Origin of the sequence: Mesorhizobium sp. M0478 (assembly GCF_040321305.1) — a bacterium.
Classification (GTDB): Bacteria; Pseudomonadota; Alphaproteobacteria; order Rhizobiales; family Rhizobiaceae; genus Mesorhizobium.
The window spans coordinates 481,314-504,978 of record NZ_JAMYRH010000003.1 but is presented as its reverse complement, the minus strand read 5'-3'; the positions used below and the strand labels follow the sequence as shown (position 1 = coordinate 504,978).

Annotated in this window: 20 protein-coding genes and 3 pseudogenes; 13 read left to right on the top strand and 10 right to left on the bottom strand. The window is 60.3% G+C overall.

The window, feature by feature from the left end; all coding sequences use genetic code 11:
* Positions 1–93: 93 nt before the first annotated feature.
* Both NKI64_RS10295 and NKI64_RS10290 read left to right on the top strand, forming a co-directional pair.
* Positions 94–324: pseudogene (locus NKI64_RS10295) on the top strand (Arm DNA-binding domain-containing protein); the annotation flags it as partial.
* A 234-nt stretch (positions 325–558) separates the two neighbouring features.
* Positions 559–1,107: a hypothetical protein gene (locus NKI64_RS10290; RefSeq protein WP_023667727.1), complete on the top strand. Its 549-nt coding sequence runs from the start codon at positions 559–561 to the stop codon at positions 1,105–1,107.
* A gap of 172 nt (positions 1,108–1,279) precedes the next feature.
* Here NKI64_RS10290 and NKI64_RS32125 read toward each other — a convergent pair whose 3' ends face one another.
* Both NKI64_RS32125 and NKI64_RS10275 read right to left on the bottom strand, forming a co-directional pair.
* Entirely contained in the window at positions 1,280–1,621 is a 342-nt protein-coding gene (locus NKI64_RS32125) for an SDR family oxidoreductase (RefSeq protein WP_460221634.1), read from the bottom strand.
* 237 nt (positions 1,622–1,858) lie between these two features.
* Entirely contained in the window at positions 1,859–3,205 is a 1,347-nt protein-coding gene (locus NKI64_RS10275) for a family 1 glycosylhydrolase (RefSeq protein WP_023667728.1), read from the bottom strand.
* 919 nt (positions 3,206–4,124) lie between these two features.
* Here NKI64_RS10275 and NKI64_RS10270 point away from each other — a divergent pair.
* The 7 genes from NKI64_RS10270 (at position 4,125) to NKI64_RS10240 (ending at position 11,781) form a co-directional block, all read left to right on the top strand.
* Positions 4,125–5,339 carry an ROK family transcriptional regulator gene (locus NKI64_RS10270; RefSeq protein WP_023681814.1) on the top strand — a complete coding sequence of 405 codons (1,215 nt, stop codon included), beginning with the start codon at positions 4,125–4,127 and terminating at the stop codon, positions 5,337–5,339.
* Positions 5,336–6,589: a M20 family metallopeptidase gene (locus tag NKI64_RS10265; RefSeq protein ID WP_023667730.1), complete on the top strand. Its 1,254-nt coding sequence runs from the start codon at positions 5,336–5,338 to the stop codon at positions 6,587–6,589. The genes NKI64_RS10270 and NKI64_RS10265 overlap by 4 nt, the downstream gene beginning before the upstream one ends.
* Positions 6,590–6,620: 31 nt before the next feature.
* On the top strand, positions 6,621–7,682 hold the full coding sequence (locus tag NKI64_RS10260; RefSeq protein ID WP_023667731.1) for a substrate-binding domain-containing protein: 1,062 nt from the start codon (positions 6,621–6,623) through the stop codon (positions 7,680–7,682).
* 68 nt (positions 7,683–7,750) lie between these two features.
* On the top strand, positions 7,751–8,812 hold the full coding sequence (locus NKI64_RS10255; RefSeq protein ID WP_023681811.1) for a substrate-binding domain-containing protein: 1,062 nt from the start codon (positions 7,751–7,753) through the stop codon (positions 8,810–8,812).
* 35 nt (positions 8,813–8,847) lie between these two features.
* Entirely contained in the window at positions 8,848–9,816 is a 969-nt protein-coding gene (locus tag NKI64_RS10250) for an ABC transporter permease (protein ID WP_023686847.1), read from the top strand.
* Positions 9,817–9,828: 12 nt separating this feature from the next.
* The gene (locus NKI64_RS10245) at positions 9,829–11,028 is read left to right on the top strand and encodes an alanine racemase (RefSeq protein WP_023818638.1); all 1,200 of its coding nucleotides are present in this window, start codon (positions 9,829–9,831) and stop codon (positions 11,026–11,028) included.
* A gap of 9 nt (positions 11,029–11,037) precedes the next feature.
* On the top strand, positions 11,038–11,781 hold the full coding sequence (locus NKI64_RS10240) for an ATP-binding cassette domain-containing protein (RefSeq protein ID WP_023686849.1): 744 nt from the start codon (positions 11,038–11,040) through the stop codon (positions 11,779–11,781).
* Positions 11,782–11,804: 23 nt separating this feature from the next.
* Here NKI64_RS10240 and NKI64_RS10235 read toward each other — a convergent pair.
* Positions 11,805–12,058: pseudogene (locus NKI64_RS10235) on the bottom strand (MBL fold metallo-hydrolase); the annotation flags it as partial.
* On the opposite strand from NKI64_RS10235, the gene NKI64_RS10230 reads away from it, so the two are divergent.
* Positions 12,018–12,182 carry a hypothetical protein gene (locus tag NKI64_RS10230; RefSeq protein WP_155922419.1) on the top strand — a complete coding sequence of 55 codons (165 nt, stop codon included), beginning with the start codon at positions 12,018–12,020 and terminating at the stop codon, positions 12,180–12,182. The pseudogene NKI64_RS10235 and the gene NKI64_RS10230 sit on opposite strands and share 41 nt — an antisense overlap.
* Positions 12,183–12,333: 151 nt before the next feature.
* Here the strand turns inward: NKI64_RS10230 and NKI64_RS10225 are convergent, their stop codons facing one another.
* Entirely contained in the window at positions 12,334–12,663 is a 330-nt protein-coding gene (locus NKI64_RS10225; protein ID WP_023740511.1) for a GMC oxidoreductase, read from the bottom strand.
* Here NKI64_RS10225 and NKI64_RS10220 point away from each other — a divergent pair.
* Positions 12,648–13,316 (top strand): annotated as a pseudogene (locus NKI64_RS10220) (ABC transporter permease); the annotation flags it as partial. The gene NKI64_RS10225 and the pseudogene NKI64_RS10220 sit on opposite strands and share 16 nt — an antisense overlap.
* A 204-nt stretch (positions 13,317–13,520) precedes the next feature.
* Here NKI64_RS10220 and NKI64_RS10215 read toward each other — a convergent pair.
* From NKI64_RS10215 to NKI64_RS10190, 6 genes are all read right to left on the bottom strand, one after another.
* A complete protein-coding gene (locus NKI64_RS10215) occupies positions 13,521–14,372 on the bottom strand; it encodes a sugar phosphate isomerase/epimerase family protein (protein ID WP_023704358.1) in 852 nt (283 codons plus the stop codon).
* Positions 14,369–15,394, bottom strand: coding sequence for an ABC transporter permease (locus NKI64_RS10210; RefSeq protein ID WP_023667740.1), 1,026 nt, complete (start codon positions 15,392–15,394; stop codon positions 14,369–14,371). The genes NKI64_RS10215 and NKI64_RS10210 overlap by 4 nt, the downstream gene beginning before the upstream one ends.
* On the bottom strand, positions 15,391–16,398 hold the full coding sequence (locus NKI64_RS10205; RefSeq protein ID WP_023681803.1) for an ABC transporter permease: 1,008 nt from the start codon (positions 16,396–16,398) through the stop codon (positions 15,391–15,393). The genes NKI64_RS10210 and NKI64_RS10205 overlap by 4 nt, the downstream gene beginning before the upstream one ends.
* On the bottom strand, positions 16,391–17,905 hold the full coding sequence (locus NKI64_RS10200) for a sugar ABC transporter ATP-binding protein (RefSeq protein WP_023704356.1): 1,515 nt from the start codon (positions 17,903–17,905) through the stop codon (positions 16,391–16,393). Before NKI64_RS10200 ends, NKI64_RS10205 begins: the two co-directional genes overlap by 8 nt.
* An 80-nt stretch (positions 17,906–17,985) precedes the next feature.
* Positions 17,986–18,978, bottom strand: a complete 993-nt coding sequence (locus NKI64_RS10195) for a substrate-binding domain-containing protein (protein ID WP_023704355.1) — start codon at positions 18,976–18,978, stop codon at positions 17,986–17,988.
* A 363-nt stretch (positions 18,979–19,341) separates the two neighbouring features.
* Positions 19,342–20,421, bottom strand: coding sequence for a substrate-binding domain-containing protein (locus NKI64_RS10190; protein WP_023692318.1), 1,080 nt, complete (start codon positions 20,419–20,421; stop codon positions 19,342–19,344).
* 1,012 nt (positions 20,422–21,433) lie between these two features.
* Here NKI64_RS10190 and NKI64_RS10185 point away from each other — a divergent pair.
* Together NKI64_RS10185 and NKI64_RS10180 are read left to right on the top strand one after the other, a co-directional pair.
* Positions 21,434–22,456, top strand: coding sequence for a LacI family DNA-binding transcriptional regulator (locus NKI64_RS10185; RefSeq protein ID WP_031251278.1), 1,023 nt, complete (start codon positions 21,434–21,436; stop codon positions 22,454–22,456).
* A gap of 173 nt (positions 22,457–22,629) precedes the next feature.
* Complete coding sequence (locus tag NKI64_RS10180) at positions 22,630–23,643, top strand: SIS domain-containing protein (protein WP_023686869.1); 1,014 nt, start codon at positions 22,630–22,632, stop codon at positions 23,641–23,643.
* Positions 23,644–23,665 lie beyond the last annotated feature (22 nt).

Sequence of the window (23,665 nt, the reverse complement as noted above, 5' to 3'; positions counted from 1 at the left end):
TTTTTGATGCCTTAAGGCACTGGAGATAAAACGAATGTTCTGCCGAAGAGCCTCGAAATTGTACTGACGGTACTTTTCAGGAGGTACCGGGGAATGCTGACGGACGTCGCCCTTAAAGCCCTGAACCAAAAGAGAAATCTACAAGATTGCGGACCGTGACGGCATGTATGTTCGCGTCATGCCTAGTGGCGCGATCTCCTTTCGGCTGGATTACAGGCTCAACGGAGGCCGCGAGACGGTCTATCTTGGCAGGTATGGACGGGACGGAATCTCGCTTGCCTCAGCCGGGAGAAGTGTCTCGACGCGAAGCGCGCTATTGGCGAGTGACGGTCGCCGGCGATAGAAAAGCAGCGCGACAAGCGCCGAGTTGTCACCCCGGTCTCCGGCCGACTTCAGCGCCGAAATGGCTACCAAACCAAAGCGATGCCCGGGCCTTCAAGGCCTCTTCTTATTCCGGCCAAGCCGGCCCGGAGCGCCGCATTCACTCACATCCCTTGAACCTGAGTGCAGAGTTGCCGCATCGAAGCCATTTGAGCAGCCGAGTTCGCGCCCGAACCCGTGCTGGTGCTGGCGGTCGTATCGCCAGCTGTATTCGAGGATCCCGACGTGCCGGTGGTTGTACCCGAACCAGTGCTGTTGCTGGCCGTGGTGTTACTGCCGGTCGAACCAGAGCTGCCTGAAGTGCCGGTGGCTGTGCCAGAGCCGGTGCCGATACTCGCCGTTGTATCACTGCCGGTCGAAGCCGAGCTACCTGACGTGCCGGTCATTGTGCCAGAGCCAGTGCCGTTACTGGCCGTCATCCTCGAGCAGTCGGAGCGAACCTGTGCCTGCTGTTCAGAGCTCAGGGACGACCAGTTCTTGCGGATCTCATCCTGCGACAGAAGTCTTCCCGAATTGGCGTCGCTGAAGAATGAGCCGGAGAGCTTGCTGTCCCAGCCGCTCGGGATACCGCTTTGGCCGGAGCCGGACGTAGAGCTCATACTGGACCCGGCCGATGAGCCGGACGTTCCGTTCGTGCCGCTGGATGTTCCCGACGACTGCGCCAAGGCCGCGGTGGCGAGACAGAGAGAGATCGCTGTAGCTGTCAAAATCTTACGTTTCATGTGAGTCTCCTTTGGGGTTCGACGCCGTTGCGGCGTCGAATCCTAATCCCGAGGAAAGGCACTTGTTCCTGTAAAGAGTGGAATTCGATGTCATGATCCTTGTGCACCAGCCTTGGCCTCGAATGCGATGCCGGAGCGCTTCAACGACGACTGACGCCTCAGGCGAGAGCTGTCCGCTACTGGGTGTTAGAGGCGATATGCGGAACGCTTCCCGAATAGTTGGGTGCCACCATCGGGTAATTGCGAGGCAGGTTCCATTTGGTTCGGTAATCGTCCGGATTCATGCCCAGTCGGCCAAGGTGCGAACTGCGTCGGGTCTCGGTTAGAGACAGGAGGGTGGCCTTTGCCGCGGCGTATAGCTCGACATGCGGAGCTCGTCTCGACCGCGCACACTCAATATGTTTTACGATGACGCCCCCAGATGTCATATGAGCGAATGCCTTTCCGGCGAAATAAATTGCTCCCAGCAGGTCGACGCTCAGCACCTTCAGCCAGCCCGCTCTAGTGAATGCCTCAATGGTTAAAGATTATCAGGCCGGCGCGTTGTTGACGATTATTACCAACCTGCCGAACGCGTGAGCGCAAGTCGACAGCACCGTGATAGCGGCCTCCCCGGCGCGCCCCTTGTCGAACCGATGCGCGCCTTCTCGACCTTGCCTCCACCCACGTCGGCTCACCCGTGCACCTTCGGTGCCCAACCGCATGGCGATGGCCAGTCCAATGCCGCTTGCAGCACCGGTTACAATGCAGTCTTGTTATCCAGGCGCATCGGGTTCGACCTCTTTCTGGGGAGCAGCAAGTGGTTCAGTCCAGCCTTCAGCGACCCGATCCACGCTCAGCAGGCTGCGCGCATAATCCTGTTGCGCGCGAACAATGGCATCGTCTTGCTGTGAGGGAAGAAAGACCGGCAAAGCAAGGCAGACACTTTGTGTGGCCAACAGCTTGTTCCAGTTCGCGATCAGCGCCTTGAAAGCGCGCCCCACCGCCCTCGGATTTCGGTCGAGGTCATAGAGGCCGAGCGGATTGATCCGTCCGTTGTTCTCCCGAAGCGCACTGTCCCAGTCCACCTGATCCGTCAGCGAGTACCAGGTGAAGCCTACGATGGGGATGCCATCGTTGCGGATCCGCAGCACGTTGGCCCACTCTTTCCACAGCCAATAGACGGCCTCGTCTCCATTGGGGCCTTCGCTGATGTTGGTCTCCGTATGCATTACGGGAAGCCGGTAGCGGTTGAAGTACTGCCGCGTGATCTCGTCATAGCCAAACACCTCGCCGGACCCGGACGTCGTTCCGTCTGCCCAAACCCGATGTTCGTTGGTCTGGTAATAGTCGGTGCCCATCACGCAATGCCTGCGCAGATGGCTTTCCAGGAAGAAACTGTATTCTTCGGCCGTCATCCCGTTTTCGAGAAGATAGCGATAGGTGTGCGCGTCGACGTCATGACCGTAGTTGAGGTCAAGCGACAGGAAACGCTCGCTGTTGAACCGTTCCGCTCTGCCGACCGCCTCGGGAGAATCGGCGTGGAAGTATTCCGAGGATTCGCTCTGAATGAAGATGGCGTCCGGCCGCACCTCGAGAATCGCCCGCATGGCAAGCACGTTCGCCTTCACGATGTGCTTGAGGGCGGTGACGAAAGCAGTGTCGCTGCTCAGTTGTTCGTTCCACCATCCCCAGCGGGCCGAAAAGGTGGCGCAGATGAACATCTCATTTATTGGGGTGAAGAGCTGGATCCACGGATAGCGCATCGCGAAATCCCTGGCGTAGTGCTCGAATAGTGTCGGAAAGTCCGGGTTCTGGAAGTTGCCAATCCAGTCCGGCACGCCAAAATGGCAAAGGTCGACGATCGGAAGAATGTCTTTCGCCTTCAGGTCCGCGAAGGTCTCATCGGCGAATGCCCAATCATAACGTCCGTCACCCAGCCATGTTTTGTGGATGGGAGGTCCGTAGCGGAGGAAATGCACCCCGAGATCCTGGACCAGTTCGAAGTCGGTGCGCCATCGTTCGTAGAAGCGGCATTTTTCCATTTCGTCGACGCGCTCCCGGCCTTGTCGAATGGTGGGGGTGCTGTTCTCGATGCCGGTGGCAAACATGAACGTGAACATTGATGGTCCTTAGCCAAGGCGGAGATGCCCGCGCTTGGTCAAACGTTCAGTGCTCGACGCAGTTCCTGCAAGACTGCTTGTCAAGTTCGGTGGGCGCCTGACAACCACGTGCCTGCAAGTGCTATTCACAGTCGGTTGACCGTTCGTTGCGAAAGGCAACGGCACATGGCGGAAAAGCCTTCGAACCGGCTTTTTGCCAAAGCCGGAGAATGGCTGGTCGAGAAGGTTCAGCGGCGATTTCTCCAGCCTCACCCGGCCATTCGGAAAGATGGCGCTACGCTCGTGATTGTGAGCAGGGGCCACCCAGGCATAGGCGGGTCGAGATTGGCGGAATTCTATCCCACGGTTCAAGCGAGCAGCTTGCGCCGAATATGATCGGACTATGCTGGACGGAGAGGTCGGCTTCGGGCCAGCCCAGTTGGCGTCAAACGGGTCTTTGCGAGTTAAGGCGGTATGGTAGTTATCCACGTTTGCAAACTGCAAACGGACGTTCCGCTGCCGGCCCCATTTGAGCCATTCACTGGGACGCAGACCCGCGGTACATCACCGATATTCTCGAAGCCAATAGTTGGTCTCGTTCATCGTCCCATGGTTCGACAGACCCATACGAGAGAATACGAGAGATATGGACCGGCGAACCATCCGCTGTATTGATCTCCTGTAGAAAACAGTGCCCCTCAGAGACTAGCATGATCGTTATTTGTCAATGCGCTGCGAAGCTGTTCGCCCAATTGATTCAAGAAGCTGATCCAGCCACTCCCTGACCGCATTTATCTTCTGCCGAACGGCAGCACCGCGCCTGAATCCTGCCTCCGGATCAATGTTCGCGTGCGCAAAAACGGCCGCTCGCGAACATACATTGACAGGTCCAGTTCCGAATAATAAGTTCGCTCATAGAACGAATTAACGGGAGTTCAATGTGACTGACCTGCCGCGCATATCCCGTCAGTTCTCACAGCGCTCCGTGATGGAAGCGATCGTCCAGGGCGGGCCGATCTCCCGCGCCTCGATCGCCAAGCTGACGGGCCTGTCGAAGCAGACCATCTCCGAAATCATGCGCGGGCTCGAGCAGGAGGGCTGGGTCCAGGAAACCGGCCGCACCAGCGGCCATGTCGGGCGCACCGCCGTCACCTACGAACTGGTCCACGACGCAGCCTATATCATCGCCGTCGACCTTGGCGGCACCAAGGTGCGGGTCGCGCTGACGGACCTTGCCTGCCAGATCTTTGCCGAAGCCGCCACACCGACCGACCCGCGCGGCGGCCAGTTCGTCGTCGATCAGATTGCAGCGCTGGCCTTCGATGCCGCGGCCAGACAGCACGTCGCGCGCAAGAAGATACGCCTGGCCGTCATCGGCGCGCCTGGCGCTCCTGACCCGGCCACCGGCCGCATTTTAATGGCGCCGAACATTGCCGGCTTCGACACAATGAATGTGCTGGATGCCTTCGAAGAAGCGCTCGGCGTCGCGGTGATGATCGAGAACGACGTCAATCTCGCGGTGCTTGGCGAGAACTGGCTCGGCCAAGGCCAGGGCATCGACAATCTCGCCTACATCGCGCTCGGCACCGGCATCGGCAGCGGGCTGATGCTGGGCGGCCATCTGGTGCGGGGTGCTGGGCACGCCGCCGGCGAGATCGGTTTCATGCCGATCGGGGCCGATCCCTTCACCGAGGAATCACTGCGCACCGGCGCATTCGAACGCGCGGTGGCCACCCACGCCATGACCGATCGCTACCACGCTCTCACCGGCAGGCAGGTCTCGGTGCCGGCAATATTCGAGAATGCCGCGCTTGGCGACAAGGACGCGCTCACCGTGCTCGACGAAACTGCCCGCCATCTGGCGCAAGGCGTTGCGGCAATCGCGGCAATCGCCAATCCAGAAAAGTTTATCCTCGGCGGCTCGATTGGGTTGCGGCCCGAAATCCTGTCCAGGGTGCAGGCGCTTCTGCCGCTATGCTTCCCCTATCCGGTCAGGGTCGAGGCGAGCGAACTCGGCGCACGCGCAGCCCTCATTGGCGCGGCGGCAATCGGCCTTGGCCAGTTGCACAACACGCTGTTCGGCGTCGACGCGCCTGATGGCCGGATTTCGCTGCCGCCTGCCCAGGCCGCCGCCCTGAAGGAGGCCGCGATATGACTCACGATATTACCGCCCGCCTGCAGGCAGCGCTCGACCGCGACGACGCACTAACGCTGTTTCGCCGCGCCATCGGCCGAGAGAGCATCACCGGCAACGAAGCCAACTTCGTCGACTTCCTAGAAGCCAGGATGCGCGACCTTGACCTCAGCGGCCTGACCAGGACGGAATTTCTTCCCGGGCGGCCCAACATCTGGGGCGAGCGCAAGGGGGCCGACCAGGGAAAGCGCCTGCTGTTCATGGGCCATACCGACACCGTCCATGTCGACGGCTGGCGCGAGCATTGGGCAGGCACCGAGCGTGAGGATCCGTTCGCCGCCCCGATCATTGATGGTGCTGTCTGGGGCCGCGGCTCAGGCGACCTCAAGGCCGGCATCACTGCTTCGCTGGCGGCACTCGCGCTACTCGACAAGGCAGGCGTTCGCCTCAAGGGCGACGTCGCCTTCGCTTTCATCGGCGACGAGGAGAGCGGCCAGCCCGGCACCGGCATTTCCGCCGGGATCAAGCACTTCGTCGGACGCATCGAGACCGGCGAGGTCACAGCACCCGATTTCAGCGTCTATGTCGAGCCGACCCGCCTGGCCGTTTATGCGGCGCAGATCGGCTTCTTCATCACCGATATCTCGATTACCGGCAAATCCGCCTATTTCGGTGTGCCAGAACTCGGCAAGGATGCGCTCCGTGCAAGCCATGCCGCGATGACGGCGCTTTGGAAGCATTCGGATGAGGTCGCCGCGCGCGCCGAGCACAAACTGGTCGGGCGCGGCTTCCTGCTTATCACCGGGCTTGCCGGCGGCGGCTACATTGCCGTTCCCGAGCGCTGCACGCTCTCGCTGATCCGTAAGCTGTTGCCTGGCGAAGACCTCGACACCGCCGCCGCCGAGATCGAGGCTGCCGTGCGCGGCGCGATCACCGATCCGGATATTTCGGTAGAGTTCGCCTACCCCGCCGGCCGCGACCACAGGCTGGGCGGCACCGCTGCCGAGATCGGCGAAACGCGGGCAGAAGTCGCCATGCTGTCCGACGCGATGGCTGGCGCAATGAGCGGACGCGGCGTCATCGAGGGCGCACCGTTCTGGTCGGAGTCCCCCTTCATCATCAATCAGCTCGGTATTCCTGCCGTCTATTGCGCGCCCGGCGACATCAGGAATTGCCACACATTCGAGGAGCACGTGGATGTCGAGGAATATTTCGCCGGCATAGTCGGCTTCGCCGCCTTCATGGCCCGCTATTGCGGCGTGGCCGACTGAACCACCAACGAAGCAAAATGGGAGAACTGACATGCCGATGAAGACACTGATCGCCGCCGCCTTTGCCGGCGGATTGATGCTTGCCGCCAACCCAGCTTTCGCACAGACGGTCGGCCCGCAGGGCGAGAGCGCCACGCCGAGCGCCGACGTGATCCTAAGCGATGCCGACATCGCCGCGCTCAAGGACAAGGGCTACAAGGCTGCGTTGCTCTGGCACACCTCGTCCGATTTCACCAATGCGGTAACCGCCGGCGCCACCGACGAATTCGCCCGCGCCGGCATCACCATTGCGGTCAAAACGGATGCCCAGTTCGACTCCGCCCGCCAGCGCAGCGACATCGAGACGGCGTTGGCCGCCAAGCCCAACGTCATCTTGGCGCTGCCGCTCGACCCGGTCACCTCGGCAGAAGCCTTCCGCCAGGCGGTCAAGGACGGCACCAAGTTGGTGTTCCTGTCCAACTTGCCCAAGGGCTACAAGCAGGGCACCGATTACGCTTCGATCGTGACTGACGATCTATTCCAGATGGGCAAGCAGGCTGCGGACGCGATGGCCAAGGCGATTGGCGGCAAGGGCAAGGTCGGCTACATTTTCCACGACGCTGCCTACTACGTCACCAACCAGCGCGACCAAGCCTTCAAGACCACCATCGAGAAGGTGTATCCCGACATCAAGATCGTCGCCGAACAGGGCATATCCGACCCGGCCCGCGCCGAGGAACTGGCCAACGCGATGCTTTTGCAGCATCCCGATCTCGACGGCATCTACGTGACCTGGGCCGAGCCGGCCGACGGCGTGCTGTCGGCGCTACGCGGCGCCGGCAACGCCAGGACCAAGATCGTCACGCTCGACCTCGCCGAGCCGGTCGCGCTCGACATGGTCAAGGGCGGCAATGTCGCAGCCCTCGTCGCCGACAAGGCCTATGAACTCGGCCGCGCCATGGCTGCTTCCGGCATGAAGTCGCTGCTTGGCCAGCCGACACCGGCCTTCGTCGTCGCCCCGGCCCTGACCGTCACCAAGGAGAATGTCGCGCAGGGCTGGAAGGACTCGCTCAACCGCGACGCGCCGCAGCCGGTGCTCGACGCGGCCAAGTAAGGCTCTCGCTCGGGCGCGGCCCGCCGCACCGGAGCTTTTCTTCGACACAACAAAAAGGGAACCGGGATATGCGCAAAGCATCTGTAATCATAACGACAGTGGCGAGCCTGCTAGCCATGCACGCCTTCGCCGCTGAAGGCGTCACCACAGGACCGAATGGTGAAAAGCCGGTGCCGGCGAGCAGTCTTACGCTGACGCCAGCCGAAGAGCAGCAGATCAAGGACGGCAAGTTCACCGCCGCCCTCGTCTGGCACGAGATGAGCGAATACACCAACGCCGTCAACGCCGGCGCCCATGACGAATTCAAGCGCCTCGGCATCGAGGTGGTGGCGCAGACCGATGCCGGTTTCGACGCCGCGCGACAGAAGGCCGATATCGAGACGGTGATGGCCAAAAAGCCGTCGATCATCCTGTCGCTTCCCGTCGATCCGGCGACCGCAGCTTCGGTCTACGATCCGGCACGCCAGGCCGGCGTCAAGCTCGGCTTCGTCGACAATTCCCCGGCCGGCTACAAGCAGGGCAGGGACTATGTCACCATCGTCTCCGACGATCTCTTTCAGATGGGCAACAAGGCCGGCATCGCCATGGCCGAGGCGCTCGGCAAGAAAGGCAAGGTCGGCTACATCTTCCACGATGCCGACTTCTACGTCACCAACCAGCGCGACCAGGCCTTCAAGAAGACCATCGAGCAGGACTATCCCGATATGAAGATCGAGGCCGAGGCCGGCATGGCCGACCCGGCGCGCAGCGAAGACATCGCCCAGGCGATGATCACCCAGCATCCGGACCTGGACGGCATCTATGTCACCTGGGCCGAACCGGCGCTGAGCGTGCTTTCGGCCTTGCGCGGTGCCGGCAACACACACACCAAGATTGTCACGCTCGACCTCAACGAGCCTGCCGCGCTCGACATGGTCAAGGGCGGCAACATCGCGGCCCTCGTCGCCGACGAGGCCTACAGCATTGGCGTGACGCTGGCGCGCGCCTCGGCAGGTTCGCTGGTCGGCAAGAAGGCCGAACCATTCTATGCCGTAGATTCCATCGCCGTCACCAAGGACACGGTGAAGGACGGTTGGAGGAAGTCCCTCAACAGGGACGTACCGGCGGCCATCGCGGACGCGGTGAAATAGGCTCGAGGCGAAGCGCTCACCACCGGAGGGATAAAATGTCCAGTGCCAACACCAGCGCCGGTAGCAGCTTCGCAAGCCGCTTCAATCTGCAGCAATATGTCGTCTACCTCGGTTTCCTGGCGATCTTTCTGTTCTTCGCCATTGTGCTGAGGGACAGCGGCTTCCTCACCGTCCGGAACTTATCGAACATCGTGTTGCAGACGACGCCGGTGACGATCATGGCCATCGGCCTGGTCTTCGTCATGTCGGCCGGCGAAATAGATTTGTCGATCGGCTCGATCGTGGCGGTGGCGGCCCTTGCAGCCGCCGTCACCATCAACGCGTACGGCATGCCGGCAGGGATAGTCGCCGGCCTCGGCGCCGGCCTGCTGATCGGCGTCATCAACGGCGTGCTGGTGGCGTATGTCAGGCTGCCCTCCTTCCTGGTGACGCTGGCGACGCTCGGCCTGTTCGCCGGCGTTTCGCGTTCGATGACAGACCTTCGCTCGATCTCGGTGACCAACGAAGCGTTCACCGGCTTCTTCGGTTCCGGCTCGCTGCTCGGTGTCCCCTCACTCGTCTGGTGGTCGGTGATTGCCGTGGCCATCGGCCACCTGGTGTTCCGCGAAACCCGTTTCGGCGCGCATGTGCTGGCGACCGGCGACAATGCCCGCGCCGCAAGCGTATCGGGCATCAGCGTGCCCAGGATCAGGCTCGCCGTGCTGACCATCAGCGGCGGGCTCGCCGGTCTTGCCGGCTTGCTCTATGCCGGTCGCCTGCAGGCGGCGAAATATACTCTCGGCGAAACCGACTTGATGACGGTCATCGCCGCCGTCATCGTCGGCGGCACGCTGCTCAATGGCGGCAAGGGCTCCGTGGTCGGCGCGCTGGTCGGCTCGTTGATGATGGGCATGCTCAACAACGGCCTGATCCTGATGGGCCTGTCGGTCTCCGACCAGATGATCGTGCGCGGCCTCATCATCCTGACCGCAGTCGCCGTGTCGCTGCGCGAAAAGAACCGCTGAAGGAAGCCATCCATGTTTCTCGACATTTTGCGCCGCCGCAACCCCGCCTTCATCGAATCAGCTATCCGGTTGCACCAGCAAGGTAAGCTGCCGGCCAATGCTTATGTGCTCGATCTCGACACGGTTGAGGCCAATGCGCGGGTTCTCAAGAGCGAGGCCAACCGCAACGGCCTGAAGATCTTCGCCATGACCAAGCAGGTCGGCCGCTCCTCGTCGTTCTGCCGGGCTGTGATGCGCGGCGGCATTGACCGCGCGGTCGCCGTCGACATGGCTTGCGCCCGCGCCACCCACAAGGCAGGCATGAAGCTTGGCCATCTCGGCCATCTCCAGCAGGTCGCAAAATTCGAAGCGGCGGCTGCGGCGAAAACCTTCAAGCCGGACTACTGGACCGTGTTCAATGATACCAAGGCTGGGGAAGCGGCAACAGGCGCCAAGGCGGCCGGCTATGTGCAGCATCTGCTGGCCCGCATCGCCGCCGAAGGCGATATCTTCTATCGCGGCCATGAAGGCGGTTTCAATGCCGCCGACATTATCGATGTCGCCGACCGGCTGGATGCCGTCGAAGGCGGCCGTTTCGCCGGCATCACCACTTTCCCTGCTCTGCTGTTCGACCATGCTTCGCGAAAAGTGCTGCCGACCCCCAATCTGGCGACGCTCGCGAAAGCTGCGGAAGCGCTGGCTAAGGCAGGCCGCAAGGACATTGAGATCAACGCGCCGGGCACCACGTCGAGCGTTATGCTGGCGGCACTCGCCGAGGCCGGCGCGACGCAGTGCGAGCCCGGCAATGGACTACATGGCACCACCGCGCTGCATGTCATGGAAGATTTGCCGGAGCTGCCGGCGGTGCTCTATCTCGCCGAGGTCTCGCATCTCTCCGGCGGCAAGGCCTATTGCCTTGGCGGCGGCTTCTACATCGATCCGATCTTCCCCGACTACGACGTCAAGGCGATCGTCTCGGCTGAACCGACAACGGCAGGCTCGGCACTGCGCAGCGTCGAGGTGCCGCCGCCCTCGGCGATCGACTATTACGCCATGATCGATGCCGCCGGCGCGAACGCGCCGAAGCCTGGCGACAGCGCCGTGTTCGGCTTCCGTGGCCAGGCCTTCGTCACCCGCGCCCATATTGTCGGCGTGTCGGGCATTTCGACGGACAATCCGAAAGTGGAAACCATCGAGAACGGCTTCGGTGAACCCTATGCCTGGCCAGTCTAGGAGAAACACATGACGGTGAGCGCGCCCATCCTTCAGCTGCACGACATTCGCAAGAATTTCGGCGGCATCACCGCGATCGAGAGTTTTTCGCTCGAGGTTTTCCCGGGCGAGATCGTTGCACTCGTCGGCGACAACGGCGCCGGAAAGTCGACGCTGGTCAAGATCGTCTCGGGGGTCCACCCGCCCTCGTCCGGCACCATCGTCATCGAAGGAAAACCGGTGACGATGTCGAATGCCACCATGGGGCGCGCGCACGGCATCGAGGTCGTCTACCAGGACCTGGCGCTGGCCGACCAGCAGACGGTCTACATGAACATGTTCCTCGGCCGCGAGCCGCTGAACCGCCTCGGTTTGCTCGACCGCCGCCGCATGATCGACGAGACCGAGAAACTGGTGAAGGAACTGGACGTGCGCATCCCCTCCGCCCACGCCACTATCCGCGATCTCTCCGGCGGCCAGCGCCAGGGCGTTGCGATCGCGCGCGCCACGCATTGGGCAAGCAAGCTGATCCTGCTGGATGAGCCGACGGCGGCGCTGGGCGTTGCCGAAACCGCCCGGGTGGAGGCTATCGTCCAGTCGCTGAAGCAGCGCAATGTCGGCATCCTGATCATCAGCCACAGCCTCGACCAGGTCTTCAAGCTCTCCGACCGCATCTGTGTTCTCAGGCGTGGCAAGCAGATTGGAATTCGCGAGACCGCGAAGACCGATAAGAACGAGATCATTGCCATGATCACCGGCCTGCAGCAGCAATAGCAGGAACCTCTCTGAGAGCCCCCGCCCGAGATCCGGATGTTGTCGGCAATCACGCGATCGATCAGCTTGTGCCGCGTGGTGATCGCCATCGGCCCGTCCTGGTCGTAGCTGCCTTGCCACTCCGGATGCGGCGCCAGCAGCGCTGGCACATACATCGTGTCGGCCGAAATCATGCGCTGTTCCTTGCCGTAGTTTGCGAGGTAGACCGAGTGGCCGGGCGTGTGGCCGGCGCAGCGATGATCTGGAAGCCGGGCGCGACTTCGGCGCCGTCATGGATGCTGCTGGAACTGCTGCGTCTGGTGAAGCTGCCTGCATCGCCTGAATTTCTCCAGGCGTATCCGCACCAGCTTTCTGGCGGCCAACAGCAGCGCGTTGGCATCGCTGTCCCAGTCTCGATTTGATAGGACCTATGCAATGTATGGCGGCGCCGACATCACCGTGCCGCCCGGCGGAGTCAAGCTGTCCGGTTTCGGTCGCGACAAGTCGCTGCATGCGCTGGACAGATACACCCTCTCAAAACAGCCTGGATTTCTCTCGGCTGCCCGTTTTTCGCTAAGCGCTGCCGAGGATGAAATCGGCGCAGCGGTCGGCGATCATGATCACCGGCGCGTTGGTTTTGCCGCTGATGAGACGCGGCATGATCGAGGCGTCGCAGATGCGTAGGCGCGGCACGCCGCGCACGCGCAATTGCGGGTCGACCACCGCCTGGTCATCGCTGCCCATCCGGCAGGTGCCGCAGGGGTGATAGACCGTTTTGGCGTGTTCGAGGATGTGGTCTGTTATGGACTGATCGGAAAGGTCGGCGGCCCCGCCCAGCGACAGCTCCTCGGCGATCACCGCCTGCAGGGCCGGCTGACGCAGGATGGTGCGGGCGATCTTCATGCCGGCGAGCAGCAGGGCAACACCAAGATGCGACGGCAGGCTTTCCCTACGAAACCCGCTTCGAGGATCTGGAATATCTCACCACCGGTCGCACCGATCTGGTTTCGGTTCTTACCAACAATGCCTACCTCCATTCCCATTCCTCATTCTTTTGTCTTCCTGCTTGTCCTGGCGGCGGTGATGTTGGTCGTTCTGCACCGTACCGCCTTCGGACTATACCTCTACGCCGTCGGCAAAAATGAAGAGGCCGCGCGGTTTTCGGGAATCCGTACCGGCCGGGTTATCATCTGCGCCTATGTGATCTGCGCCGGCTGACGGCGCTGTCATCCATCTTTCTCGCAATGTACACACGCTCGATCCTGCCAAGCTCGCACGGCAATTTCTACGAGCTCTACGCGATCGCCGCCGCCGTCCTTGGAGGGTTCTCGTTGCGGGGCGGGGAAGGCTCAATCATTGGTGTGGTGCTTGGAACGATCTTGCTGCAGGTGCTTCAGAACCTTGTCAATCTTCTAGGCATTCCCTCCTCACTCAACTTTGCCGTGAGTGGATCGGTGATCCTGATCGGGGTACTGGCCGACCAGGAATACACAGAGTTTCGAAAGCGCCGCGAATTGATGCGGGGCCGGCTCGCAACCGCCGAAGGTAGGCTGTGATGCCCGAGCCGGTGAAATAGATTGTTCACGGCAGTTGCGATCGCCGACCGGTTGGCTGCTTGCGCCCGGGGGGCAGCCGAAGGCCGGGATCTAAAACGCCGCAATATTGCCTCTCAAGCGGCTCCTGCTTCGAAGGCAGTCGCCGCAATGTCGATGCAGTCGGCTCATGATGTGCCGAGTTTCGATCTCGCATGGCGATGTAACTTATGCGATCAGCCCGTACTGCCGTGCCTTGTTGCGCAAGAACGGCAGACCGTTGCCCATTACAACCGCTTCACTCTCGGCCACCGGACGCCACACGCTGAGGCCAAACGCCAGACGCGGATCCATGTTGATGAAGCTCTCCATCGCGAGCCCGCCCTTGAAGCCGATCGCGGCCAGCGTTGCGAACGTCTCATCCCAATTGCAATTGCCCTCGCCTGGGGTGCCGCGATCAGACTCGGAGAGGTGGATATATTTGAGGTAATCGCGGGCGACGATAATACCGTTGCCCATACCTTTCTCCTCTATGTTCATGTGATAGGTATCAAGGTGCACGAACATATTGTCGGCGCCGACTCTCTCGATTAGTGCCACCGCCTGAGCCGCGGTGTTGATGATGTGGTTCTCGTAGCGGTTCACGGCTTCAACACCGAGTTCGATGCCGCGAGACTTGGCTTGCGCGGCGGCGGACGTCATCACTTTTGCAATGTTATCAAGTTCGTCCTGCGTAGGTGGCACGCCAGTACGCTCGCCGATGCCGCCATAGATTACGCCGCATAGCGCCTGGGCTCCGATGTCGGCCGTCTTGTCGATAGCCACCTTGAGAAAGTCAATCGCCTCCTGTGGGTGGCGCGATGCCCACGCATATTCGGGCAACCCTAGCGAGCACACCGCCTGCATGCCATTTGCCGCCAGCAGCTTGCGGGTGTGATCGGCATCGCAAGAAAATGGATCGGCCAGCGAAATTTCAATGAAATCGAGATCGTATTTTTTCACCGCCGCTACAGTGTGCTCGGCGCCCTCTACGGACCAACCACTCGTCCACATGCTCGTATGAACGCCAAAACCCTTCATCGTGTTATCCTCATGAAATTGAGCTGCCCGGCAGCCCACCGCAAGATCATGACGCCGATCAGCATGATGCCCCAAATGGCTGTGGCCAGGTGCTGGCTGGCGCCCAAGAGATTCAGTCCCGAAGAAAGCAGCTGCAAAACGATGAGGGCTAGGAAGACCGAAACGACCTTGCCGAAGCCGCCAAACGGATTCACCCCGCCCAAAAAGCAGGCAAGCACCGTAATCAGCACATAGGACTCGCCATGGCCGACACGGACGGAATTGAATCGTGCCATCATGATAATGCCGGCCAACGCACACATGGCGCCAGACAGCGCGTAGATCAGAATGATCACGCGTCGCGTCGAGATGCCGGAATAGCGCGTCGCCTCGATGTTGGAGCCGACCATATAGTTTGAAAAGCCAAGCCTGGTTCGGGTCATCAAAACATGCCAGACGATGACTGCGCCGAGCAGTATCAGCAGCGGGACAGGAATGCCGACGATGCTGCCGTGGCCCAGGGGCTGGATGAATTCGGGAAAGCCCGAAATATCGGCGCCGCGGGTCAGAAACTCGCCAAGGCCGCGCAGGAAAATCATCACCGAGAGCGAAACGAGGATGGGGTGCGCGCCGGTATAGGCTATCACCGGGCCCATGACCAAGCCGCTTGCCGTGCCAACGCCGACCGCAAGAACGGAACCGAGTAGAAAGGCATAGATGCTTGCGTCCGGTCCTCCGTTGGCCTGAAGAACCCAGGCGAGCGTGAGGCCACAGAGATTGGCCGTGAACGTCACGGCGAGATTGATGCCGCCCGAGATGATCGGCATCAACATCGCGAGCGTAAGCAGTCCAAGTTCAGGCAACTGGAAGGCCACCGATTCAAAGGTAGCTTTGGACAGGAATCGCGGCGAGAGAGATCCGAAGAATGCAATCACCAAAATCAATGCCAGCAAAAGTCCGATATTCTCGGCGCCCAACGTGCCGGCAAGACGGCGCAAGAATCCGTGCCGTAGCGCTCCAGTTTCGAGCACGCGCTGCGTCATGTACCCATCCTCTGCCGCAAGCCCGCGAGGATATGCCCGAGCGGCGCGTTGGACAGCGTGATGGCAATCAAGATGATCGCCCCGACGATCATCTTGAAAGCATAGGGAGAGATGCCGAGGAGGTTCAGCCCGTTTTGCGTCACCGACACAAGAAACACGCCAAGGATGCAACCGAGCACGGTGCCGCGCCCGCCACCCAGCCTGGCACCGCCAAGGACAACAGCTGCCAGCACGTCCAGCTCGCGCCCCACCAATGCGTTGGGCACGATTTCCTGGGAATAGTGCACCTGCACAAGTCCCGCGATCCCGGCCATCAAACCAAGCCAGCCGAAGGCAATGAAGTGCATCGCCGCGATGTTGATACCGAGGCGACGGGCGCCCTCCGGGTTATCGCCAAAAGCGTATAGCTGCCGTCCCGTGGTGGTATACCGGATAAGCCCCCAGGTGGCGGCGACGCAGACCGCCATGATCGCAACCGGCAGTGTTAGCTCGGCCCAATTGCCATTCGCCTGTTGGAACTCGAAAAGCACAGTGCGATGCGTCCACCATGCAGGCAGATTGTAGATCGATACACCGTGCGTGAAGAACATCAGAAGGCCGAAAAAAATATTGAAGGTGGCGATGGTGACAACGATTGAAATGATCTGGAAATAGTAGATGAGGCCGGCGTTCACCGCACCCAGGGCGATCCCGACAATTGCCGCCAAGGTGAGGCCGATGAACCAATCACCACCTCCCATTTGGGCTAGAGCCAGCGCCACAACGTATTGAACCACTGACGCGGCCACAGCGAAGGAGATGTCGATGCCCCCAGCGATCAACACCACCAGCAGCCCAACCGCGAAGATCAGATTTGTCGAGCTTGTGTTGAGCAGATTGAAGAGATTGGCAATGGTGAAGAATTTGTCGCTCGCAACGGAGAGACCTGCGCTCATGATGAGAAGAACCACAACGAGCCATGTCTCGGTGGGATGAGCCCGGAAGAGCTTGCCGCGGTTACGCATAGACGGCAGCTTCCAGGTCGCCGAGCGGGATGGCGTGCGGATCGTATTCGGCGACTATCTTGCCCGCAGCCATATGAAGGATACGATCGGCGTTGAAATAGACCTCCGGCACTTCATCGGATATCAGCAGAATCGCCAGGCCTTCGGCAGCGAGCTTGGCGACAATCTCGAAGATGCCGGCCCGCGCGCCAACGTCCACCCCCACGGTTGGCGAATCAAGAATGATCAGTTTCAGGCCGACCGCCAGCCATTTGGCGATGGCCACCCTTTGCTGGTTGCCGCCCGAGAGCGTGGAAATCGCATCGGTCTGCCGCCCGACTTTTATCGCCAATTCCTCGATCCAATGATTGACGAGCGCGTCCTTCTTCTCCGAGGAGATCAGCCCTCGATCAAGGATCTTGTCGAGCACCGGGATAACGGCGTTGTCGGCGATGGACTGAGCTTGTATGAGACCAAGGGACAAGCGGTCTTCGGAGAGATATCCAATACCCGCGCGGATTGCGTCGCGGTTGGAGTTCAGATGAAGAACCGTCCCGTTGAGTGCGATGCTGCCGCGGTCTGGGCGCAGCATGCCGAAAATAGAAAGCGCGAGTTCTGTGCGACCGGCGCCGAGTAGCCCGGTCAGGCCAAGCGTTTCACCTCGCCGTATTGTCAGCGAAACGTCGTCATAGTCGCCTGCGCGGGTCAATCGATCGATCTTCAACACGACGGGTGATCCACTAAGGTTTCTCGTGCTCACGGTTTGGTCGAACGTCTTGCCGGTCATCAGTTCGGTGAGGCGTGATTGGGTCATTCCGGCGGTCGGGAACACCCCAACGACCTTACCGTCGCGCAGAACGGTGACGCGACTTGAGATCTCCAGAACTTCCGCAAGGCGATGGCTGACGAAGACGATGGCCATGCCTTCATTCGAGAGTGTTCGAACGATCGCGAGCAACCGGTCTGTTTCCGATTGAGTAAGCGACGATGTGGGCTCGTCCATGAAAATAACCTTCGCATCGCCGGCGAGCGCCCGGGCGATGGCGACGATCTGACGTTGGGCGATTGCAAAGCTACGCAGAGGCGCGTCGACATCGAGGTCGGCGCCAAGCCGCGCCAACAGCCCTCGCGCCACCTCGCGAATGCGCGAATGATCGACGAGCCGAGGCATGTTGCCGAGGACAGTTCTGATCCCGATATTTTCCGCGACTGTCATTTCAGGAAACAGTGCGAGGTCCTGCCAGATGACTTCCACCCCGGCGCTGCGCGCCGCAGCCGGCGACATGATGTCGACAGACTTTCCGGCGATCGACATGTTTGCGCCGGCTAGCGGCTGACAAACGCCGGTGATTACCTTGATCAGGGTGCTCTTGCCGCTGCCGTTCTCACCGGCGATGCATTGCACTTCACCCGGGAGAACCTCGAAGGCGACATCCTGGAGGGCTCTAACGCCACCAAATGTGACGCTTATGTTGCTAAACGACAGAACCGATGGGAGGTCCTGCGTCGTAGACGCGACGAGGTTCACGGCGGGCCCTTCTGAAATGACAAGGATGGGGCGTGCCGGGATTGATTTGCCACCCCGGCACGCCAGCCATGGTCCGCCATCTAAAGCCCTAGGGCTGCAAGACCATCGACCGTTTCGACCGTGATAGGCTGCACAGCGTCCACGATGATGGTGCCGGTTTTGAAGTCAGGGTGAACGACACCCAGACCTTCGATCGTCATGCCGTCGGTAATTTCACCGCCGCCCGCCAGAAAATCAGCCATCGTTACGAATACTTTGCCCGCTTCCAGAGGATTCCACATATAGCCGCCGTCAATAATGCCGGATTTGAGCATTGCGCTGCCTTGGCTAGGCGAGAATGAACCGACAAGAACCACCTTGTCACCAAGCTTCTGCTCCTCGATCGCGCGTCCGGCGCCGATCGGTCCCTGACTGCCGAACGTCAGGAAGCCGCCGAGGTCAGGATTGGCGGCAAGCACATCCAGAGCCGTCTTTCGGCTGTCATCGGCGCTCTCGGCGACGCCATATCTGTCGCCAACCATCTGCATGTCGGGAAAGTTCTTCTTCAGGTAGGCGATTGCAGCATCGGCCCAGGCATTGTGTGCGGGCACAGTAAGAGAACCTACGTACACAACGTACTTGCCTTTGCCGCCCATTTTCTCGGCAAATAGCTTGGCATGGGCCTCACCGAAACCAACGGCCGAGACCATTTCGAAGTCCCAATCAGCGTTCACCTGGTCTGGCGATTCATGGGTTATGACCTTGATGCCCGTGTCGCGCGCCTTTTTTAGAACCGGCTCGAGAACGTTTGCATCATTCGGCACGACGCCAATTACGCTGACGCCCTGAGCTATCAGGTCTTCGATCGCGCGGACCTGAAGTGCCGGGTCGGCGCTGGTCGGCCCGACCATGAAGCCGTCGTCGCCAAGCTCTTTCGACTTTTCCTTTATTCCCGTTTCCATGGCATTGAACCAGGGAATGCCGCCGATCTTCACGACAACTCCAACCTTGACGTCCTTTGCCAGCGCAGCATTCATTGTGGCGACCGAAAGGGCTGCGCCGAACGCTGCCGCGAGTATAGTTTTTGCTAACATTTAATTCCTCCCTGATTGACGAGTTTTTCAGTTGCCTATTGCCCATGTCGGCTTTGTTTGGCCCACCCCTTTGTGCCCGACGGGATTGACGCACTCGGCGCCGCATTCCTCCCAGAACGCGCCATAAAAGACTTTGAATGCCGGCCGGTCAAGGTGCTAAATAGATTTAGCAAGGCGGTCACGCCACCAGCGTCTAAAAACATTTCTCGATTGATGTAAACGATCCGCCCTTCGCACTCAGGCTGCACCCGTAGAACGACATGCGATCGCCCGCGAGCCTTGGGTGGAGGCGGTGCTACCCAGATCCGAGGTGCTGATGAACGGAGTTGAACTTCTGCAACGATGTCTCGTGACAAAGAATTGCTAGTGGTCGATGCTCGATTTGGATGCCGAATCCCAATCTTCTTGGGCGCCGTCATGCTCTCCGGTTCGCCCAAAGCTGGTCGGTACGGTCACCAGCGGAAAGTGGTCTATCGAATAATTCTCGAGAAGCGAAAATCCTTCAGCAATCATCACCTCGACATTCTGTCGGACCATGGTCACATCGAAGGGCAAATGCGCCGCGAATGGATCCCAGTCGAAGCTTCCGACAACAACCCGTCCAAGCTCACTTGAGGCTAGTGTCGAAGTGAACCGCAATGTTCCTTCAAGAGCGGTCACGCCGTTGACGAACATACCTGAGGGCAGATGCCCAAGCTGAGCGTATCGTGCAGCGAGAGACCGAGCAGCGTTGGTCGGTGCGTATCCGCAGCAGTCAATCGTGCCCGGGCCCGTAACAATCCCATGCGCTGCCAGCGCATCGTGAAAACCCAGCAAACGGCTACGTGTTGCGTCATCATCGCTGACCCCGCCAAAGAAGAAGAGATCTTCGGTGGAGCCCCCTCGTTCTTTCAATTTCTGAACAATGATCTCTGTGAGCGCCTTGGCGCCCCCGTAGTTGTCAGAAACAACTGAGGGAGCCCGGCGGCCTGGCAGATCGATGTTGATGCACCGGACGCCCGCTGCCCGGCACAGATCATTCAGCGGATCGGGGTCACGAACGCCCGCAAGGAAGAGAAATTCCACCTGCTGAGCCAGCAGGGTTTCCGTCACACTCAACTCGTTATCAGGATTGCGATGGGTGCTGACGACGATCGGGCACAAGCGGTGGACGCGGGATTCCGCTTCAAAGGCTTCGGCCAATCCGGCGAAGAAGCGATTGCGGTAATGTGGCAAGATCATTCCAGCGAGTCCGGATCGGGAAAGCCGCAATCCTCGTGCCTTGAGGTTGACAGCATAGCCAAGCCGCTCAGCCCAATCGAGGATGGTCGCTGCGGTTTCCGCCTTGATCCGGTGCTGTTGCCACGAGCCATTGAGGACGAGACTGACGGCGGTCGGGGACGACTTTGCCGCCACCGCGATATCATAAATCGTTGACTTGCGTCGGACAGACTTTCTCGCCATTGGTGACGCTCCCGCTGGGAGATGCAGTAGACGCTAGTGCGGGGTCAAGGCAACATCTCTAAATTGCGTCAAACGGTTTGGAGGAGCGACCCCACGGAAGGACGCGGCCTCTCGTGCCTCCGGTCCGGTCTCCCTGATTGTCTCGATCGTTGCAATGACAACGCCAGGGAAATCGGCAGATTTGGGATTTTCCCTGAAGCTTCGTTCAGCGTCACTGGAGACACCAACCCCAGTGTTTCGGCTTTGGTCTCCCCGATGATCAATCACCTTGCAAAGGTCGACGAGAAGTTTCGATCAGTTTGGAGCCCACCGTTGGCGATGGTCGGGCGCACGCGTCACGATCGAGTCCTCCGTTTCAATAGCGGGAAGATGAAAGCTTTGGGTTTCTGAGTCTCTATCTGGCCCCAAAAGGGTGCTGCCGGATGCGCCTTCGTCTCCGGGCGTTGTTTGCGTACTTGGCCGAGGTGCCCTTGCTTGGCAAGTTCCTTCCGCGACAAGGTCTGCTCGACAGCATTTTCGTCGCTATTGCCAATGCGGAGCCCCGGAGGATCAAAACCGGTTAGCAGCATGATGCCGACGGTTCAGAGCAAGCGACTCAGATTCCCGATTTGCTCAGAGTCTCCCAGCCTGTGGCTCTCCGTGCAGCGGGCCTTGAGCGTCTGGCTCGACCTTTTTGAAAGCTCGCCTCCAATCGCTGGACGAGTTTGGCGGCAAGGCTAGTCGTCTCCATCGGTGTTATGATCGATGCCAGGGAGGCCGCCTGGACCATGGCGTGAACTCATTGCCGTATGCTGGCAGTGCAAGGCAATGAACTGACTGCACAATATGTAGGTGCATTCGTGGATCAAATTTCCAGATAGCCAAACAGCGCACGTATCTCGATTAGGTGGCAAGGAGTTGCGAAAGCTATGTTCGCAGTTTGAGAATCGTCCGATATGCCGCACAACGATGCCGGCAAGACGAGCCGAGGATGATCTGAGGCAATGTTCAGATCCAAGAAGGACGGTTACCTGTGACCCAGAAAGGAATCACACTAAAGGACGTTGCCGCAGCGGCTAAGGTGTCGCGCGCCACGGCCGCGCGGGCGCTCAACAGCTATGGTTACGTTGGCGACGAGACGGCGCTCCGCGTGCTTGAGGCAGCCGAAAGGCTGGGCTATCGGGCCAACCTCGTCGCGCAGGCGCTGCGCAGCGGACAATTGCCGATCATAGGCTTCGTGCCCGGCGATATCCAGAATCCGTTCTTCGCCCGAATCGCGCACGACATAGAGGTGGAACTGCGCAAGCACCGCCACAATCTTCTGATTGCCAGCAGCGAGGAGAATGTAGAACAGGAGAAAGAACTGCTTGAGAGCCTTCGCTCGCTCAGCATTCGCGGCTTCATCCTTGCCCCAACGTCTGCAACCGACAGCCAGCATATTGTGCAACTGGCCCGCGAAGGCGCACCGATCGTGCTCATCGACCGCGTGGTAAAGGACCTGCAATGCGACAGCGTCGTCGTCGACAACGAGGGCGGGGCACGCGAGGCAGTGGACTATCTGGTTGGCAACGGTCACCACCGGATCGGTCTTTTGCGCGACGAGTCACGCATCTTTACGGCACAGGAACGCTTGGCTGGCTACCAAAACTCGCTCCACTCGCATGGGATCGCAATCGATGAAGCGCTCATCGGCGTATCGCGCTCGACCGTCGAGCACGCCATCGAAGCCACGATCCGCCTGTTCAGCCGGCGCAATCGCCCGACCGCACTGTTCACGGTGGACAGCCTCATGACGCAAGGCGCGCTTCTTGGCCTGCGTTCAATGGGGCTCTCGATTCCGCATGATGTGTCGGTGGTTGGCTTCGATGACTTCAACCTCGCCACGTTCACCGATCCGCAGATAACGGTCGTGGCGCAACCCATCTCCGAGATCGGACCGCTCGCCGCCAGATACCTGCTGGAGCGGCTTGCCGGCAAAAAGGTTGCACCGCGCCGTACCCGATTTCAGACCCGCTTGATCGTACGCGGATCGGTTGCCCGGCGCGCTGTGCGCTAAAGAGCAAACCCCTCGATTTCGGAGAATTTCGTCTAAAGGACTTGCCATTGGCGAAATTGCGTGCCCATTATTGCTTGTGAGATCGATCTCACATTGGGAAAACGAGCTAGACGGCCCACCGACGCCTAAGGCGGGCTAGAGGCCTGTAACATGCGAAATACAAGGAAAACGTCATGCTGAACTTCGATAGGGACCGCTTCGTGAAGATCCAAAGCGGGGCCGTCGCCGTCGCAGGTGAGGTTCGCTCACTCATGCGCACACTGCTGGCAGATGGCGTCGAGCGGCTGTTTTTCATGGGCACCGGCGGCGTGCAGCTTCTAACCTTGCCCGCGATCGAGTTGGCGCAGCGCTGTTCCACCTTCCCGGTGAGCGGTGCCTATCCGGCGCAGGTCGTGATCGATCCGCCCGCCGGTCTCGACAGCAAGGCCGTGGTGGTCATCCCGTCCTTGTCGGGCACGACCAAGGAAGGCGTCGAGCTCATGGCCTTTCTGAAAAAACGCGGTGTGCGCACGATTTCGCTCACCGGCCATTCGGATACGCCAATCGCACGGGAGGCTGACCACAATTTCACGAACTTCGCCGAAGACGACACCTCGTCGGAATCCTTCTACCTGCAGACGCTGCTGATCGTCCTGGCCCTGCTGGAAGAGCGCGGCGAATATGATGATTTTGATGGCACTGTCGCCGAACTCAAACTGCTGCCGGATCTGCTTGCCGACGCCAAGGCTGCCTTTGAGGACAGGGCGGCCGAACTGGCCCAGACAATCAAGGACGATACCTATCACATCTTCACCGGCGCCGGCTCGGTGTGGCCGGAGGCACACTATTACGGCATGTGCATCCTCGAAGAGATGCAGTGGATTCGCACCCGCCCGGTGCACGCCGCCGACTTCTTCCACGGTACGCTCGAGTTGGTCGAGCCGGGCGTCAGCGTTTTCGTGTTCAAGGGCGAAGATGCCCTTCGGCCCCTGGCCGACCGGGTCGAGAACTTCGCCAGGCGCTACACGGACCGCGTTCGCACGCTGGACGCGGCCTCGGTCAAGTTGCCGGGCATCTCCGCAAAGGTCCGCGGCATGATCTCGCCGGTTCTGCTCGCCACCTTGCTCGAGCGGCTGAGCGCCCATCTCGAGGTGCTGCGCAACCACCCGCTGACCACCCGTCGCTACTACAAACGCGTGGAATATTGATCCCCTCTTACCTCTGAAGGAG